Raw genomic sequence first — 16,667 nt, forward strand, 5'->3', positions numbered from 1 at the left:
ACATGGGCGGGTGGAAGGCGGGGGGTGCCCCAGGAGGAACCCCAGGGCACCCACGGCATCACCGGCCCCGCGGCCGAACAGCCTTTACGTCGTCACTCCCTGTCCGCCGCCATGATGTTGACGCATTCTTCGAGCGCGGCGTGCAACGGCGTCACGAAGGCGGCGAGCTCGGCGTCCGACGCCTTGCCCACCTCCAGCACCGCGCCGACGACCGTCACCAGGACCGCGGCTGCCTTGAGCGCCTGCGCGTCGGCAAGCTCCTCCAGAAAGCCGCCGGGGTGTGTGACCGCCAGGGCCTCCTTGCCGGTGGCCGGGTCGAGGCCGAGACTGCGCAGACGCGGTGTACGCGCGCTCATACGGCGACCTCCCACGGAACGCGGTCCCGGCCGCCCAGCGTCGCCAGGACTGCCGCCCCGACGTACGGCCGGACCAGGGGCAAGCCGTCGGCGAGGATCACGTCCGCCGGGCGCGGACACGGGATCACGGGGGAGGGCTCCGGAGCGGGAGGACAGGAGATGCGGGGCAGGGGCGGTGGGGGTGCTGCCGAGCGGTGGGTACCGCGGCCGGGCAGGAACAGGGTCAGAATCGCGGCCAGTAGGCTGCGCATAGGTCGACTCCCAATCAGTCGGCTCAGCCCCGGCGCGGAAGCTCTCACCTTTCCGGCCGGGGCGTTTCTTTTGAGCATTGTATCGCCTTGTATCGATACGTAGCGAGACGTATCTCAAAGAGCGTGCACCAGTCCAGTTGCCTAGCGTCGAGTGCATGAACCCTGATGCCGAGATCGACCATGGCGCACCCCTGACCCCGTATCGGCAACTGGCTGAGATCCTGCGTGCGCAGATCCAGCGCGGTGACTGGCAGCCGGGGCGGATGCTGCCCAGTGAGGCCCAGCTTGTGCAGCGATACGGGATCGCGCGGACGACCGTGCGGAGGGGGCTCGGACTGCTGGCTGAGGAGGGCTGGGTGTACGCCGTACCTCAGCGGGGATGGTTCGTCGCCGACCCTCTGCCGCCCTCCCCCGAAACCCCCGCCCCCTCCGCGTAGCCGGAGCCGCGCTCTCCCTCAAGCCGGGCCTAGGCCTCAGAAGTCGTCGTCCAGGCCCTCCTCGCGGCGGATCATCCGCCAGGCCGCCTTGCGGGCGCTGCGGTCCAGGCTGGACTTGAAGCCCTTGTCGGGACCGAAGTACTGGCGGCCCATGTCCGCGATGGTGTCGATGTGGTCGGCCATCTTGTCCGCGAAGACGTCGTCGAAGACGAGGCCGAAGTTCTCCTCGTCGTTGGCGACGGCGGCCGCGCGCACCTTCGGGTCGGCCTTGGCCTCCTCGAACGGCTGGATGACGTCCTGCTCGGTGAACTCGGTGCCGAATCGTTCGTTGAACTTCTCGATCAGCTCGGAGAGCAGCGATTTCTCCGACTCCTTCGCGCCGCCCGAGCCGTCGCTGAAGCCCGGCATGGTCGCCGGCCCCTCGGGGCTGAGGGAGACGTCGTACTCGCCGGTCTTCTCCACCCGCAGGTGGCTGAGGTCGACCTCGCCTATGTCCACGCCGCCGTCCGCGCGGCGCGGCAGCCGGTTGAGGAGGTAGCGGCCGTAGAGGTGCAGCCGCTCAAGCTCGGCGTCCCGGTAGGGGACGATCTGCGCGAGGAAGCCGTACTTCCTGACGTAGTCGTTGAGGTCGGCCCGGAAGTCCTCCGCCGTCTCCTGGTCGTCCTCGTCCTCGCTTTCGAGCAGAGCGGTGAAGCGGGCGACGGCGGGGGAGAGCAGCCGGTACAGCTCGGCGTGCAGCTTCTCCCACTTGGACTGCGAACCCGCTGCCTTCTCCTTGGCGGCGAAGTACGCGGCGGCGAACTCGTCCATCTCCTGACCGGACAGGATGGCTGCCTGCATGACCCGGCTCTGCGCGGTGTAGAGCAGGTTGGGGTCGGAGGGGAGGGTGTTCGCCTCTTCGAAGTACGGGCGGAAGGACTCCTGTATGTCCTCGGCGTCGTTGACGAAGTCGAGGACCGCGAGGTCGGCCTGGGTCTTGCGGTCGGCGGTCCGGTTCAGCCGGGACAGGGTCTGGACGGCGGAGATTCCGGTCAGCGTCTTGTTGACGTACATCGTCGTGAGGAGCGGCTGGTCGAAGCCGGTCTGGTACTTCTCCGCCACGACCAGGATCTTGTACTCCTGCTGCCCCGCACCACCCGCTCGGACGGCCTTGTCGTCGGCGCGCGTGTACGCGAACGCCTTGGGCAGCGCGCTCTCCGACAGCCCGCCGTTCTCCTTCGTCTCGGTGGTCTCCTCGCCGTCGATGGTGAGCGAGCCGGAGAAGGCGACGAGGACACCCAGGTCGGGGTACTTGGTGTCGTAGTCCCGGTCCTTGATGTAGCTCTTGATGGCGCGCGCCATCTGCACGGCGGACTGCCGTGAGGCGGTCACCACCATCGACTTGGCCCGCCCGCCGAGCCGGCCTCGGCTGTGCGTCACGAAGTGCTCCACGATCACCTGGGCGTGCTGGGCGACCGTCGAGTCATGGGTCAGCGCGTACCGGGCGAGCAGGGGGTTCGCCTTCGACGGGTCGACCTCGCGCTCGTCGGGGTTCTGGTTCACCAGCTTCCAGTACGTGTTGTACGTGACGTAGTTGCGCAGCGGATCGAGGATGAAGCCCTCCTCGATCGCCTGCCGCATGGAGTACGTGTGGAAGGGCCGGTAGGTCGCCTTGCCGCCGATGTCCTGGAGCGTGCCGAAGAGTTCGAGGGTCTTGGCCTTCGGCGTGGCGGTGAACGCGAAGTAGGAGAGGTTCGCGGCGCGGGACCGCTGCTCGGCCCGCTTCTTGAGCTGTTCGTCGAGGGTGGCGCCCTCGGCCTCGACCTTGGTCGCCCCCGCGTCGTCCGAGTCGGAGTCCAGGCCGAGGTCGCGCAGGGCGGACCGTACGGCGGTGGCGGCGTCGCCGGACTGCGAGGAGTGAGCCTCGTCCACGATGATCGCGAAGTGGCTGCCCCGGATCTCGGTGGGGTTGCGCTGGAGGTAGTCGAGCAGCGCCGGGAACGAGTGCAGGGTGACCGTGACGATCTTCCCGGTGTCGCGGGAGAGGGCCTTGGCGAGCTGCTCGCCCTTCGCCCCGTGCTTTTCGTCGATCTTCACGACGAGGCCTGCGGTCTGCTCGAAACTACCGACGGTTTCCCGGAGTTGCGCGTCGAGGTTGCGCCGGTCGGTGATGACGATGACCTTGTCGAAGACCGGCACGCCCGGCTTGAGGCCCTTGGCGACGGCCTCGGGGTCGAGTTCGCGGGGGTCGGTCGGGGTGTGCAGGTCGCTGAGGCGGTGCGCGAGCCAGCCGATGGTGTTCGACTTGCCCGAGCCGGCCGACGCCATGACCAAGTAGTCGTGCCCTGCGCCGTGGGCGGAGGCATGCGCGGTGAGCTTCTTGACCACGTCCCACTGGTGGAACCTGGGGAAGATCATCGTCTTCGTGGTGCCGCCACCGGGGGTCTTGCTCTTGTGCAGGTGCACGAACCGCTGGAGTAGGTCGAGCCAGTTGTCCGGCTGCCAGACCTGCTCCCAGAGGTACGAGGTCGCGTACGTGCCGTAGGCGGTCGGGGCCGGGTTGCCGGCACCGCCGGGCTGACCGGGGCCGTTCGAGCCCGTGTTGAAGGGAAGGAACCGGGTGTTCTTCCCCTTGAGCTGAGTGGCGACGAACACCAGGTCCGGGTCGACAGCGAAGTTCGCGACGACGCGTCGCGTGAAGATCAGCTCGGTGGGGTCCCGGTCGGTCCGGTACTGCTCCTTGGCTTCCTCCACCCCTTGCCTGGTCAGCGGGTTCTTCAACTCGGCCGTGGCGACCGGGATTCCGTTGAGGAACAGGGCGAGGTCGAGCCGGTTGCCCCAGTCGGCCTGCTTCGTGGCGTACTCCAGCTCACGGACGACGGTGAGGCGGTTGGCCCGGTAACCGTCCAACACGGAGTCGTGGGCGACGAGGTTCGGCTTGAAGTACGCGACGCGGAGCCGGACGCCCCGGTCCTTGACGCCGTTGCGGAGCACATCGAGGAGCCCGTTGGTGGTGATGGCCTGGTCCAGGCGAGTCGCGAACCCACGCTGCGCCTCGTTCGGGTCACCGCCGTAGAGGGTGAGCAGCTCGTTCCACTCGTCGGGCTGGGTCTCGCCGATGAAGGTGAACAGTTCGTTGGTGTCCAGACCGAGATCGGCTCGATAGTCCTGCGGGCGAGTTTCACGCCAGCCACGCTCGACCATGGCGGCAACGATGGCGTCCCCGAACGCGGACTCCGTGTGGATGGGACTCATGGCTACGCGGTGACTCCGTCCGTTACGTTGCGCCCGCTGGCGGTGGAGACGTCGAATTGGCCGGTTACGGCGGCGGTGATGAGGGACTGGCGGCGCTCGTTGAGGAGAGCAAGCTGTCGCTTGGCGAGTTTGGCGAGGTGGAGGCTCTTTGCCCTTCCAGCCTCAATTTCTGCCACGAGCCCATCTTGCTGTGTACGCGGCGGACAGTAGACGCGCAGCTTCAGGCAATCTCCAACACGCATGTGCTCGTGCAATGAACCTGCGCCGAGGAGTCGCAATTGCCTGTCCATATGTGATCCCAAGAAATTGTAGAGCAACAGCTCCTTCTTGATTACATTTTCATTTGCGCGATAGAGTACGATGCGCTGTCCGAGAAACACCGGGGTGTCCGTGCGCAACATGCCTACTTGTCCGAGCGGGGCTTCACGTGTGAAGAGGATGTCCCCGTTTCGGGGGGTGCCGCGACGATTCCATTCGATGAACACTCCACGCTCCACGGAGAATGTCTCCGATAGATCTACATCTCCATTCCGAATATTGGATGTTCGGATCATCTTATATGGCGTGGATTCCGTCGATGTCGGGGCTGTCTTGTTCACGCAGTCCACAATGGCACTACAGACAGCAGACGCCGGTACAGAGAATTCCGCGGAAAACCCCATCAAAGCCTTGTCGATTACTGCTCGTGACCGCTCAACCGTCAAATTCGACAACTTTTGGTAACAATCGGCCAATCGGTCGATGCGGGCGGTCTCGGTGTCGAGGAAGTGGGCAATGCGGCGCTGCTCTTCCGGTGGAGGAGTCGGGATTGGCAAACGGGCAAATGTTTCCCAGCTGCGAAAGTCGACTGACCGCTGTCGCACGGTGCCGGCCTGCAGCTCCAAAAAACCAGAAAGCGCCATGGCTCGCAGGGCGTAGGAAATGAATCCGGGGTCATTCTTGCCGTTTGGTGAGCATACGTGATAGACGGGTGAGCACTTTCCCTTTGAATCAGATACCCCTACAGCCCCAGCGAATCCATCAAGGGCATGGAAAACAAGGTCGCCAACTTCAACGCCTTGATATCCTTGCTCTTTGTTCGAGAATGTGTATCCATCCTCTCGTCGATGCGACCGAAGGGTCACTTGCCCGTCTCGATATGCGGTAACTACCCCTTGATCAGTCGAGGGACTTCGGTTCTCCTTTGAAAGGAGTCGACGCAAGGGATGAATCGACCATCCGCCAGGAAGTTCGTTGCTGCCGATCATCCCGCAACCTCCCCCAACAGCGCCTGAATCTCCGCCTCCAGCGACTTCAACTCCGCGTCGATCTCCTCCAACGGCCTAGGCGGCTTGTACACGTAGAAGTGCCGCGTGAACGGGATCTCGTAGCCGATCTTCGTCTTCGTGTGGTCGATCCACGCGTCCGGTACATGCGGCAGCACCTCGCGCTTGAGGTACTCCTCGACGTCCTCCCCAAGCGGAACGTTCTCGTAGTCCCGCAGGTCCGCATCCGGCTCCGGCGCGCCCTTGACCTTCTGGACCTCGCCCTCCGGGTCCCGGACCCCGATCGCCTCCCGTACCGCCTTCGCGAACGGCGCCCCCGATGGCCACGTCAGCCCGGCCGCGACCACCGCGTCCTTGAGGGCGATGAACGCCTCGGACTTGGTCGCCCACGACGAGCCGAGCAGCGTACGCACCGCCGCGACGAACTCCTCGCTCCGCTCCAGCTTCGCCACCGGTTTGGCCTCCGCCAGTGCCGCCAGCGTCTCCTCCGTCACCTCGAAGCGGAGCTTCAACGGCCGCTCCACGGTGATGCGCTGGTAGCCGAAGTCCTCGTTGGCGAAGACCTTCACCTTGCCGTGCAGCGGGTGCTCCGCGTCGCCCGCGACTTGCAACGCCTCCGCGTACAGCCGCGTAATGTCACCGATGTGGTCGGGGCGGCCGTTCGTCCCGTCGCCCAGTTCCTTGCGCTTGTCGCCCAGGGACTTGCGCATCTTCACCCACTGGTCGCGCGCGTCCAGCAGGACGACCTTGCCCTTGTGGTCGGCGTCCTTGCGGTTCGTCAGGATCCAGAAGTACGTGGAGATACCTGTGTTGTAGAACAGCTGGTCCGGGAGGGCGACGATCGCCTCCAGCCAGTCGTTCTCCAGGATCCAGCGGCGGATGTTGGACTCACCCGACTCGGCCGCGCCCGTGAACAGCGGGGAGCCGTTGAAGACGATGGCGATGCGGGAGCCGCCCCCGCCGCCCACGTCCACCGGCTTCATCTTCGAGATCATGTGCTGGAGGAAGAGCAGCGAGCCGTCGTTGATGCGCGGCAGGCCCGCGCCGAAGCGGCCGGCGTCGCCGAGCGACCTGTGCTCGTACTCGACCTCGTCCTTGACCTTCTTCCAGTCCACGCCGAACGGCGGGTTGGCGAGGATGTAGTCGAACTTGCGGCGGGCGTGACCGTCGTCGGAGAAGGAGTTGCCGAAACGGATGTTCTCCGGGTCCTGGCCCTTGATCATGAGGTCGGACCGGCAGATCGCCCAGGACTCGGGGTTGAGCTCCTGCCCGTACACCTCGACCGTCGCGTCCGGGTTGAGGTCCTTGATGCGGTCGTCGGCGGCGCTGAGCATGCCGCCCGTGCCGCAGGCCGGGTCCAGGACCGTGCGGACGACACCCGGCACGGTGAGGGCGTCCGCGTCGGGCGCCACCAGCAGGTTGACCATCAGCTTGATGACTTCGCGCGGGGTGAAGTGCTCACCCGCGGTCTCGTTCGACTGCTCGGCGAAGCGGCGGATCAACTCCTCGAAGATGTACCCCATGTTGTGGTTGGGCACGACCTCGGGGTGCAGGTCGAGGCCGGTGAACCTGCCGATGACCCGGTACAGCAGGTTCGCCCCGTCGAGCTTCCTGACCTGCTGGTTGAACTCGTACTTGTCGAGGACCTCACGGGCGTTGTCGGAGAAGGCGCCGACGTAGATCTGGAGGTTCTTCGCCGCGTTCTGCGGGTCGGCCGCGATCTTCCGCAGCGTGAGGTCGCTCTTGTTGTAGAAGGAGTGGCCCGAGGCGCGGCGCAGGAATCGGTCGGTGTCGATGTCCTGGCCCGCGAACTTGGCGACGGTCTCAAGGACCTTGTCGCGCGTCGGCTCAAGGACGCACTCCAGGCGGCGCAGCACGGTGAACGGCAGGATGACCTTGCCGTAGTCGGACTGCTTGTAGTCGCCGCGCAGAAGATCGGCGACGGACCAGGCGTGGTTCGCCAACTCCGTGTGCTTGCTGCTGTTCAAGAGGTCCCGGCTTCCTTTCGAAGAGCGCCGTCGGGCGGGGGGACGGCAGGGATCCAGTGTGGTCGTGCGCGATGGGACGCGTGGGGCGTTTCAGACAGAACGGCTGTCCGCGGCGCCCGGCGTATCCGGGGTGTCCGGTGGCAGCAGTACGCCGGCGGTGAGGCCGGTCGTCAGCGTGGCCGCGGTGTCGGCGGCGAGGTCGGCGGTTCGGCGGACGGCCGCGCGCAGTTCGTACACGCGCCGGAAGGCCTCCCCGTACCGCCGCTGGTCCTCCAGAGGCAGTAGCGGTACGCGCAGACGGCCCGGTGTGACCTGCACGTGGGTGGAGCCGGTGGACGCGGAGGCGATGTTGTCCTCGGCACCCAGGAACCCGGCCAGGAACCAAGGGTCGAGGCGGGCCGGGTCGGGGCGTAGGAGGTGCACGTGCGGACCGAGCAGGGCTCCGGCGTCCTGGTCGTCCGCGACCCGGGTCATCGTGGCCGAGCCGCCGCCGATGGCTCGTACGAGGACGTCCCCGGCGGCGACGGGGTGCGCGGTATCGGGGTCGATGTCAACGCCCCCGCTGGACGGGGGGTTTCCGGCGGCGATGTCGCCGCTGGTGAGGACCGGCCTGTCCGCGGTCGCGGCAGATCCGTCCTTGGAGCCGCGCGTGCCCGACGGGGCCGCCCGCAATACGGTCAGGGCCCCGCCGCGCGCCAGGTCGGCGACGGTCGCCGTACGCCACTCGCGGGCCGAGTCCCCGGACGGCCGCCACTCGCCGGACTCGGCGGCGGCTGCCAGGGCCGCGACCGCCTCGGTCAGTCGGCCGCGCAGGTCCTGGGCGCGGCGCGCCAGGGCGGCGGGGTCGATGTCGGCGGCTACCCGGACCTGACGGGCCGGGGTGATGTCGACGACGTCGTCGAGGAGGTCGACGAGCGGCACCGCGCGGGCGACGCCGGGCTCGTCGGTGTAGGAGTCGGGGCCGGCGGTGAACGCGGCCCACTGGCCGAGGACCCGGTCGGTCAGCTCCGCCCAGTCGAAGGGGGCACCGGGGCGGTGGGAGCGTGAGCCGCCACGGGTGCCGGTACCTGCCGTGGCGGACGGTGCGCCCGCGGCGGCCCGTTGTTCGCCCTCCCCGTCGACGAAGAGCACCGTCGTACGGTCCGGGCCACCCGGCTCGGGGCGTTGGAACACCCAGATCTGCAGGCCGATGTGGAGCGGATACGCGGCACGCGCCGGAAGGGAGACGACGGCGCGCAGCGCCCCACTGCGGATGAGTTCCGCGCGGATGCGGCGGCCGGAGGCGCGGAAGGCGAGCGCGGGCGGCAGCAGCATGACCGCGTGGCCGCCGGGCTCCAGGTGCGCGAGGGCGTGCTGCACCCAGGCGAGTTCGGATTCGAAGCGCGGCGGAACCCCGTACGCCCACCTCGGGTCGTAGGCCAGTTCGTCGTGACCCCAGTCGCGGTCGCCGAAGGGCGGGTTGCACAGGACCGCGTCCACGGTGAGGTCGGCGAAGGCGTCGGCGCGCAGGCTGTCGCCGACGCGGATCGAGGTCTCGGCCTCGGGGGCGGCGATCAGCAGCCGTACCGCGGTGCGCTGGCCCTGGACGGGGAGCGAGTCCTGCCCGAACAGTTCGCGCGCGCCCTGCCGCGCGGCGGCGGCGAGGAGAGTTCCGCTGCCGCAGGCGGGGTCGAGGACGCGGGACGCACCCTCGGGCAGGAGCCGTGCCATGAGCCGGGCCAGACCCTCCGGGGTCTGGTAGACGCCGCTGGCGGCGCTCTCGTCCAACTCCCGCTCGGCGAGGACGTCGAGGGCGGCCTGGGACCCCGCCTCACGGACGCAGCCCAGCAGGGCGCGGACCGCGCCCGCGTCGTCCGGGCCGTAGCGGACCGGCTCGGCTTGCGGCACCGAGGCCGGTAGCTCTTGCGCGGTCTTGTCCGCGCGGGCGATCAGCTGGTCGTCGGGCAGGGCGGCGAGTTCGGCCAGTTCCTCCGGGGTGCGGCGGGACGCGGCAGCGACCAGGGGGAAGAGCCGCGCGGCCACCCCCGAGCCGGGCCCCAGCAGCCGTAGCGCCGTCCGGAGTTCCTCGGTCGGTGAGACGGCGGAGGTGTGGCCGCGCCCGCGCAGCCAGGCCTGGACGGCCGACAGGTCGTAGAGCGGGCTGGATTCCGTGCCCGCGCTGGGTGCCGGGAAGTCGTCGTGGCGGCGGCGCCAGTTGCTCACGGTGGCGCGTGTGACCCCCGCGATGCGGGAGATCTCGGCGGCTGTCACATGTGCGGAGGGCGCCGGCTGAGCCGGTGGCTGCTGGGGCATGGCGTGGAGTTCCGCACCTCTCGGGCCTGTCGGACAGGGACGGTTAACACGCTACAACACTCGTCAAGTCAGCCAAGCTGTTTGACAGTGCTTTCAGTGTGATGCTTATCTGGGTGTGCTTCCGGTTGGAAGCATGCGCCAAGGAAGCCCCCCACCGCACCTAGAAGCGTGTCGATGCCTTGCGCGCCACGCCTCCGATCTCTCCCGGCCCCTTGCCCCGCCGCAGCGCCATACCTCGGGGTCGTGTCCACTCCGCGTCCATTCCGCACCGCAGTCGCCACCCACCGCACATCTGGGAGGAACCCGCATGACCGTGACGGAACAGCCCCGGCAGAACGCGCACCACCCCACCGACCCCGCCCCTCCGGCCCCGTCCGGCCAGCCCGTGCCCGTTGGCGCTCTGGTGGAGGCCCGCCTGGAGGAGGCGGCGCTCACCGAGCCCGTGAAGGTGCTCCTGAAGGAGGCGCTGGGCGACGGTGAGCCCCGGGGAACCGCCCCGGTCGGCGGCCGGATCTACCTCGAATCCGTCGCCGTCACCCGGTTCCGGGGCATCGGCCCGCGCGCCTGGCTGAAGCTCAGCCCGAGACCCGGCGTGAATCTGGTCGTGGGCCGCAACGGCTCCGGCAAGTCCAGCATCGCCGAGGGCATCGAGACGGCCTTCACCGGCGTGAACATGCGCTGGGAGGGGCAGCACGCGATGCGCAGCAGCAACTGGCGCAACCTCCACGACACCGACGGCAGGCCGGAGATCGAGGTCAAGCTCGCCATCGAGGGCGACGGCGGCCGCAGCACCCTGACCCGCACCTGGGACGGCGACGACTTCGCCGCCTCCCGGGCCGAGCTCAAGCGCCCCGGGCACGGCCGCACCCCGCTCGACCGGGCGGAGTGGACGCAGGCCCTGCGGGACTTCCGGCCCTTCCTGTCGTACGTCGACCTCGACCGCATGATCAGTGGCAAGCCCGCCGAGATGTACGACGCCATCGCCACCATCCTCGGCCTGGGGCAGCTCAGCGCTGCCGACGGCCGGCTCCGGCAGCAGGCCAAGGCGCTCGAAGACGCGGAGAAGGCGGTGAAGGCGGAGCTGCCGGGCCTCAAGGAAGCCCTGTACGAGCTGGAGGACGACGAGCGCGCGGTCGAGGCGCTCGTCGCCGTCGACACGGCGCGAACCCCCGACTTCGAGACTCTTGAAGCCCTGGTCGCCGGTGTGCCCGCCGACGGGGACGACGGCCTGATCGCCCGGCTGCGCGCCGAGGCAGAGGTGCAGGGCCCCGAACTGGCGGAGGTCCACGCGGCCTTGGACCGCCTGCGCAATGCTCTCGCCGATGCCGAGGACCTGCGCGGCACCGGCGCCGAGGAAGCCCTGCGGCGCGCGGACCTCCTGGAGCGGGCTGTGGCACACCACGACCGTCACCCCGATGTCGCCGCCTGCCCCGTGTGCGGGACCGACGGAATGCTGGACGTGGCATGGGCCACGGACGCGACCGCCCAGATCGCCGCACTGCGGCAGGAGGCGGAGGCGGCAGCCTGCGCGCGCAGCGAACTCCGGTCGGCCGCACGGGCCGTGCAGGACCTTGTCCACACGCCCCGCCGGATTCCCGCCGCCCTGGTCGACCCGTGGCGCGCCTGGAGCGACTGTCGGACGATCAGTGATCCCGCCGAGCTCGCCCAGCGCGCCCACGCCGCCGCCGTGACCCTGGCCGACGCCTGCGCCGCGGTCAAGGCGAACGCCGTCAGGGAACTGGAGAAGCGGGACGAACGCTGGCGCGGGCTCGTCGCCCGCCTGGCGGGCTGGGCGGAGAGGGCCCGTGCCGTGGAGGCGAACAAGCCCCGCCTGCGGGACCTCAAGAAGGCGGGCACCTGGATCAAGGCGCTCTCCGCCGAGCTGCGGGAACAGCGGATGGAAGGCTTCGCCGACCAGTCGCAGCGCATCTGGGAGCGGCTCCGCCAGGAGAGCAACATCGACCTCAAGGCCGTGAGCCTGAAGGGCAGTGAGAAGGCCACCGTCCGCAAGCTCGTCATGGATGTCACCGTCGACGGCCACGAGGCCTCGGCTCTCGGCGTCATGAGCCAGGGCGAGCAGCACTCCCTCGCGCTGTCACTGTTCCTGCCCCGTGCCGCCACCGCCGACAGCCCGTTCGGCTTCATCGTCATCGACGACCCCGTGCAGTCCATGGACCCCGCCAAGGTCAACGGACTCGCCCAGGTCCTGCACGAACTCGGCGAGCACCGGCAGGTCGTCGTGTTCACCCACGACACCCGCCTCCAGCGGGCGTTCACCAGCCAGGAACTGCCCGTGACGGTGTTCGAGGTCGAGCGGGCCACGTCGTCCAAGGTGTCGGTCGGGCTGGTGACGGACCCGGTACGGCAGGCACTCGACGACGCGCGGGCCCTCGCCAGTACCGGTGACCTGCCGCCGGCGGCACGGAACCACGTGCTGCCCAGCCTGTGCCGTATCGCCCTGGAGAACGCCTTCCTCGAAGCCGCCTGGATCCGGCATCACCGCTCCGGCGCGCCCGAGGACGAGCTGCAGGCCGCGGTCGGCAGCGCCGACAAGCTCATGAAGGTCGCGGCACTGGCCCTGTTCGGCGACGTCGGCCGGACCGGCGACGTCTACCGGGAACTGCGCACTCTTTGCGGACCGCGGGCGGTGGAACTCCTCACGGTGTGCCAAAAGGGCGCCCACCCCGAGGGAGCACAGATCGCCGACCCCCACCGCTTCGTGCGCGACATCAAGGAGATGGCGCAAAAGGTGCGCAAGCCGGGGGTGACCGCGTGATGAGTACTCCCACCACCTCGGTCGAGGAGCTGCTGCTGACGGCGGATCGGCTGCTTGCCGCCCGTACGGCCGCAACGGCCGCCGGACGGCACCGTGGCGCCTCCCTCGCTCTGCGGCTCGCCCTGGAACTCTCCGTCGACCGCGTGCTCGACGCCGCGGTGCCGGGGCTCGCCGACACCACGATGCGGGCCAAGATGCTGTGCCTTCACTGCTACACCCCAGCGGAGACCGCTCGCCGCACCAACGCCGTCTGGTCGCACCTCTGCCTGGGATGCCACTACCACCAGTACGAGATCGGCCCCACCCACGACCAGGTTCGCGCCTGGCGGGCGGAAGTCGGCGAGCTGGTCGGGGTGTTGACCGTCTGACTGTTTGTTACCAGCTGGTCTCTGATAGTTATTTCGACGGGCCGGGCGTATGCCCGTCGCAGCGTCCTCCGGGGTGTTGCAAGGGGAGGGGTATGTACATCGACACCACCACGCGCGACGAGATCATCGCCGTCGAGCAGAAAGCGGTGGACTACGCCTACGACTGCTATGCCGCGCGGCTGGCCGAGCTGACCGGGGGCTCGGTCGCCCTGGCCTCCGCCAGCGGCAAGGACAGCGTCGCCAACCGGATCGAGGCCGAGGAGCAGGCCGCGGCATACGACGGACTCGGCAACGAGTCGCTGGTCATCAGCCGTGTCGACGCGCTGGACGAGGACGAGCCCGGCGGAGGGCCCAGGACCTGGTACGTCGGCCGACGTGCCGTCTCCGACATCCGAACCCGCGACATCGTCGTCGTGCTGTGGACCAGCCGGCAGGCCAAGAAGTGGCTCGACGCGCTGCCCGATGCCCCGGGCGAGGTGCTCCTGCGGCGGCGACTGCGCTGTGTACAGCGTGTCGTCGAGGACTACTTCGACGAGATCACCGCCGCCGCGCCCGTCCCGCAGCCACGGCCGGCCGCGGACGATGCCCAGCAGGAGGCCCGGCCCGCGGAACCGGCCACCGTCACGCAGAAGGAGGGAGCACCGAGCCCGCCCGTCCCCACGCCCGCCGACATCGCCCGCCTCCAGCGCCAGAAGCCGCTGCAGCCGGACGACTTGCTCCTCCGCGAGCTTCAGCGCTCTCGTCGCGGCAGCATGCGGGACATCGTCGAGACCATCCGCCGCGACCAGATGGCCCTGGTCACCGGCTCGCCCTCCGACATCCTCGTCATCCAGGGCGGCCCGGGTACCGGCAAGTCGGCGGTCGGCCTGCACCGCGTGACCTGGCTCGTCAACAACGACCACTTCAAAGCCCAGGACATCCTCGTCGTCGGCCCCCACCAGCAGTTCCTGGAATACGTGAGCCAGGTGCTGCCCACGCTCGGCACCCGGAACGTCAACGCCGTGCAGGTGACGCGGCTGTGGGACGGCGAGATCCTCGGCACCGACACCCCCGCGGCGCGGATGGTGAAGTCCGACGAACGCATGGCGGCCGTCCTGCGGCGGCGCGTGGAGATCGAGTGCCGTCCCGACGCCGTCGACGAGTTCACCACCACGGCCACCTACAAGGGGGCCAAGCCTGAACTCACCGTCACCGTCGGCAGCACGACCCTGCGCGTCCCGCGCTCCGAACTGCTGTCGATCCTCGAAGACGTGCGCCAGGGTGACGGCTCCTACCGAGAGCGCCGCGACCGCTTCCGCGGGCTGCTCGTCGACCGCCTGCTGCAAGAACTCGTCGCCGTCGCCCCTCGCCGCAGCCGTGACAGCACGATCCGCCGCGACCTGGAACGCAACCGTCAGGTCGAGCGCCTCATCGAACGTGTCTGGCCCTCACCCGGTGCCAGGGAAGCCCTCCGCACCCTCTACGACTCCGAAGACCTCCTGCGCACCTGCGCCGAGGGCATTCTCGACCCGACGGAGCAGGCCGCTCTGCGCCGCCCTCGGGCCGACACGGCCGACGCCGACCCCTGGACGCTCGACGACCAGGTCTGCCTCGAAGAACTGCGGTACCTCATCACGGGGGAGACCCCGCAGCGGTACGGGCACATCGTCATCGACGAGGCACAGGACCTGACCCCCATGCAGGCCCGCTCCCTGCGCAGGCGCTGCGCCGCGCAGGGCTCCATGACCGTCCTCGGCGACCTCGCCCAGGCCACCGGCCCCCACACCCACACCGACTGGGACCGCCTCGGCACCCTCCTGTCCGACCACGGCGACTGGCGCGTGGCCGAACTGAACGCCAGCTACCGCGTACCCGCCGAAATCATGGACTTCGTCGCCCCCTTGGCCCGTACCGTCGCCCCCACGCTGCCCTACCCGCAGGCCGTGCGCGCGGCGGGCGAGGACGCCGTACGGACAGTGGCGACGGAGCCGTGGAAGCTCCTCGGCGACACCGTGGCGGAAGCCACCCGCCTCATCGGCACCAGCGACGGGCAGACCCTGCGCTCCGTGGCGGTCATCGTTCCCGACGACTCCGGCTGGATCGACGAGATCAGTCGCCACCTGGACCTGGCCGACGGCATCACCGAGCAGGAACGCGAGGCGGTGTCCGTGCTGGCTGCCGCCCAGGCCAAGGGCATGGAGTACGACCACGTCCTCGTCGTCGAACCCGCCACCATCGCCGCCCGGGGCCCGGCCGGACTGCGCCAGCTGTACGTCGCGCTCACCCGCAGCACCCAGAGTCTGACCGTCCTGCACACCTCCCCGCTCCCGGAGGCCCTCACGAGCACCGACGGCGGCAGTACCGAACCAGCACCCACCGAAGGCGAACCGGGCATGGCAGATGCCGACGTCCCCGACATCGGTACGGACGTCCGGGTCCGGGTGACCGGCCGGGCACCCGGCGGCCGGTACAGGGTCAAGGCCCTGTCTCCCGCGATCGACGTCCCTCTGGTCCTGACTGTCCGCCACGGCTCGGTGCCCCCGCGCCCCGGCGAGGTACTGGACTGCTGGGTGTTCGCCCACGAGACGAACCACTGCCTGCTCACCGCGGACCAGCGCGGTCGCCAGCCCATCTCACCGAGAATGGCGGAACGCTACCTGGCGGCGCTCAGCGTTGTCGACGAACTGGCCAACGGTGACGGAACCGTCCCGGAGAAGGCACGTGAACGTCTGTCCGAGCTCAAGGGCATGGCCAACCGTGTCCTGCGCCGCGACCAGGCGGACTGGGTGGACGTGCGTCGCGTGCTCGGGTCCCCGGACAAGCACCGCCTCAGCCTCCTGCGCGACCTCGCGGTGCACACCAACCGCGCGCTCAAGGAAGGCGACCTGGACGTGAACCGCCTCCGGACGGACCTGGCACGCACCGGCTGGACCCAGGCCCTGCACGAAGCCCGGGAGGCGCTCCAGAGCCGGGTCGCGACGGGCGAACCCAAAGCCGACGACCCACCCGCACTCGCTGAGCAGCAGACCGAGCAGAAGGAAACCGAGCCCGTGACCCCCGCCGATGACCTGCCGGCCACGCCCGCACCGCATCTGCTGCACTCGCTGGAGAGTGAGGCGACTGCCGACCGTACGTGCAGAAAGCACGAGGCGGTGCGGTACGCCCTCAAGTCCGCCCTGCTCTGGGCGGACCTGCAGCCGACCGACTCCCCGGTCGTCGACGTCAGCCGAATCGCGGACGACGGCCACTTCCTCTACGAAGTCCTCGGTGCCGGCTGCTCCACCTACGCCGACCTCCGCGCGGGAGCCACCCGCCTCCTGGAGATCAACCACACCCTGCCCACTCCTGCCGACCGCCTCTACCTGGTGCTCTGCGAACCGCCCGCCGAGGACTGGTCGGCCGACACCGTGTTCGGCGTCTTCGGGGTTCAGGTCCTCTGGCGCACCCCCGACAGCTGGGGCGGCCACGACGTGGCAACCGCCTTGGGCTCCGGGATGGCGTAGCCACTCCGCTGGAGCGACTTCGGGGGTCGGCTCTCCATCCGCTCACGCAAACGGCCCCGGACGAGAGGTCCGGGGCCTTCTGACTGGTGCCCCCGGCAGGATTCGAACCTGCGACACCCGCTTTAGGAGTTTTCTCCGAACGAGCCTGCGACCTGTGGAAACGCTCGCTGCAGGTCGCCTGGCCTGGGAAAACACTCCTCCGTGGTTCTCGTGTGTTC

Annotated in this window: 10 protein-coding genes; 4 read left to right on the forward strand and 6 right to left on the reverse strand. The window is 69.0% G+C overall.

Annotation, left to right across the window (positions count from 1 at the left end; genetic code table 11):
• Positions 1 to 92: 92 nt before the first annotated feature.
• A complete protein-coding gene (locus ACZ7L7_RS25000; protein ID WP_285516148.1) occupies positions 93 to 356 on the reverse strand; it encodes a hypothetical protein in 264 nt (87 codons plus the stop codon).
• On the reverse strand, positions 353 to 607 hold the full coding sequence (locus tag ACZ7L7_RS25005; protein ID WP_261718655.1) for a hypothetical protein: 255 nt from the start codon (positions 605 to 607) through the stop codon (positions 353 to 355). The genes ACZ7L7_RS25000 and ACZ7L7_RS25005 overlap by 4 nt, the downstream gene beginning before the upstream one ends.
• A gap of 155 nt (positions 608 to 762) precedes the next feature.
• On the opposite strand from ACZ7L7_RS25005, the gene ACZ7L7_RS25010 reads away from it, so the two are divergent.
• The gene (locus tag ACZ7L7_RS25010) at positions 763 to 1,044 is read left to right on the forward strand and encodes a GntR family transcriptional regulator (protein WP_285516149.1); all 282 of its coding nucleotides are present in this window, start codon (positions 763 to 765) and stop codon (positions 1,042 to 1,044) included.
• Positions 1,045 to 1,080: 36 nt separating this feature from the next.
• Here ACZ7L7_RS25010 and ACZ7L7_RS25015 read toward each other — a convergent pair whose 3' ends face one another.
• The 4 genes from ACZ7L7_RS25015 to ACZ7L7_RS25030 form a co-directional block, all read right to left on the reverse strand.
• Positions 1,081 to 4,278 (reverse strand): type I restriction endonuclease subunit R, encoded by a 3,198-nt coding sequence (locus ACZ7L7_RS25015; protein ID WP_472077200.1) that lies wholly within the window; start codon positions 4,276 to 4,278, stop codon positions 1,081 to 1,083.
• A gap of 2 nt (positions 4,279 to 4,280) precedes the next feature.
• Positions 4,281 to 5,525, reverse strand: coding sequence for a restriction endonuclease subunit S domain-containing protein (locus tag ACZ7L7_RS25020; RefSeq protein WP_472077202.1), 1,245 nt, complete (start codon positions 5,523 to 5,525; stop codon positions 4,281 to 4,283).
• Positions 5,522 to 7,531 (reverse strand): type I restriction-modification system subunit M, encoded by a 2,010-nt coding sequence (locus tag ACZ7L7_RS25025; RefSeq protein WP_472077204.1) that lies wholly within the window; start codon positions 7,529 to 7,531, stop codon positions 5,522 to 5,524. The genes ACZ7L7_RS25020 and ACZ7L7_RS25025 overlap by 4 nt, the downstream gene beginning before the upstream one ends.
• A 90-nt stretch (positions 7,532 to 7,621) precedes the next feature.
• Positions 7,622 to 9,781 carry an N-6 DNA methylase gene (locus tag ACZ7L7_RS25030; protein WP_472077233.1) on the reverse strand — a complete coding sequence of 720 codons (2,160 nt, stop codon included), beginning with the start codon at positions 9,779 to 9,781 and terminating at the stop codon, positions 7,622 to 7,624.
• 349 nt (positions 9,782 to 10,130) lie between these two features.
• Here ACZ7L7_RS25030 and ACZ7L7_RS25035 point away from each other — a divergent pair, with 349 nt between their 5' ends.
• The 3 genes from ACZ7L7_RS25035 to ACZ7L7_RS25045 all read left to right on the forward strand — a co-directional run bounded on the left by ACZ7L7_RS25035 (position 10,131) and on the right by ACZ7L7_RS25045 (position 16,449).
• On the forward strand, positions 10,131 to 12,599 hold the full coding sequence (locus ACZ7L7_RS25035) for an AAA family ATPase (protein ID WP_472077206.1): 2,469 nt from the start codon (positions 10,131 to 10,133) through the stop codon (positions 12,597 to 12,599).
• Positions 12,599 to 12,967, forward strand: a complete 369-nt coding sequence (locus ACZ7L7_RS25040) for a hypothetical protein (RefSeq protein WP_472077208.1) — start codon at positions 12,599 to 12,601, stop codon at positions 12,965 to 12,967. The genes ACZ7L7_RS25035 and ACZ7L7_RS25040 overlap by 1 nt, the downstream gene beginning before the upstream one ends.
• 92 nt (positions 12,968 to 13,059) lie before the next feature.
• Positions 13,060 to 16,449, forward strand: coding sequence for a HelD family protein (locus ACZ7L7_RS25045; protein ID WP_472077210.1), 3,390 nt, complete (start codon positions 13,060 to 13,062; stop codon positions 16,447 to 16,449).
• Positions 16,450 to 16,667 lie beyond the last annotated feature (218 nt).

The organism is Streptomyces sp. NPDC110618, assembly GCF_055657065.1.

Coding starts and splice junctions, on each gene's coding strand:
- ACZ7L7_RS25020 (WP_472077202.1), bottom strand. CDS start 5,525: ATGATCGGCAGCAACGAACTTCCTGGCGGATGGTCGATTCATCCCTTG.
- ACZ7L7_RS25045 (WP_472077210.1), top strand. CDS start 13,060: ATGTACATCGACACCACCACGCGCGACGAGATCATCGCCGTCGAGCAG.
- ACZ7L7_RS25015 (WP_472077200.1), bottom strand. CDS start 4,278: ATGAGTCCCATCCACACGGAGTCCGCGTTCGGGGACGCCATCGTTGCC.
- ACZ7L7_RS25010 (WP_285516149.1), top strand. CDS start 763: ATGAACCCTGATGCCGAGATCGACCATGGCGCACCCCTGACCCCGTAT.
- ACZ7L7_RS25035 (WP_472077206.1), top strand. CDS start 10,131: ATGACCGTGACGGAACAGCCCCGGCAGAACGCGCACCACCCCACCGAC.
- ACZ7L7_RS25005 (WP_261718655.1), bottom strand. CDS start 607: ATGCGCAGCCTACTGGCCGCGATTCTGACCCTGTTCCTGCCCGGCCGC.
- ACZ7L7_RS25040 (WP_472077208.1), top strand. CDS start 12,599: ATGAGTACTCCCACCACCTCGGTCGAGGAGCTGCTGCTGACGGCGGAT.
- ACZ7L7_RS25000 (WP_285516148.1), bottom strand. CDS start 356: ATGAGCGCGCGTACACCGCGTCTGCGCAGTCTCGGCCTCGACCCGGCC.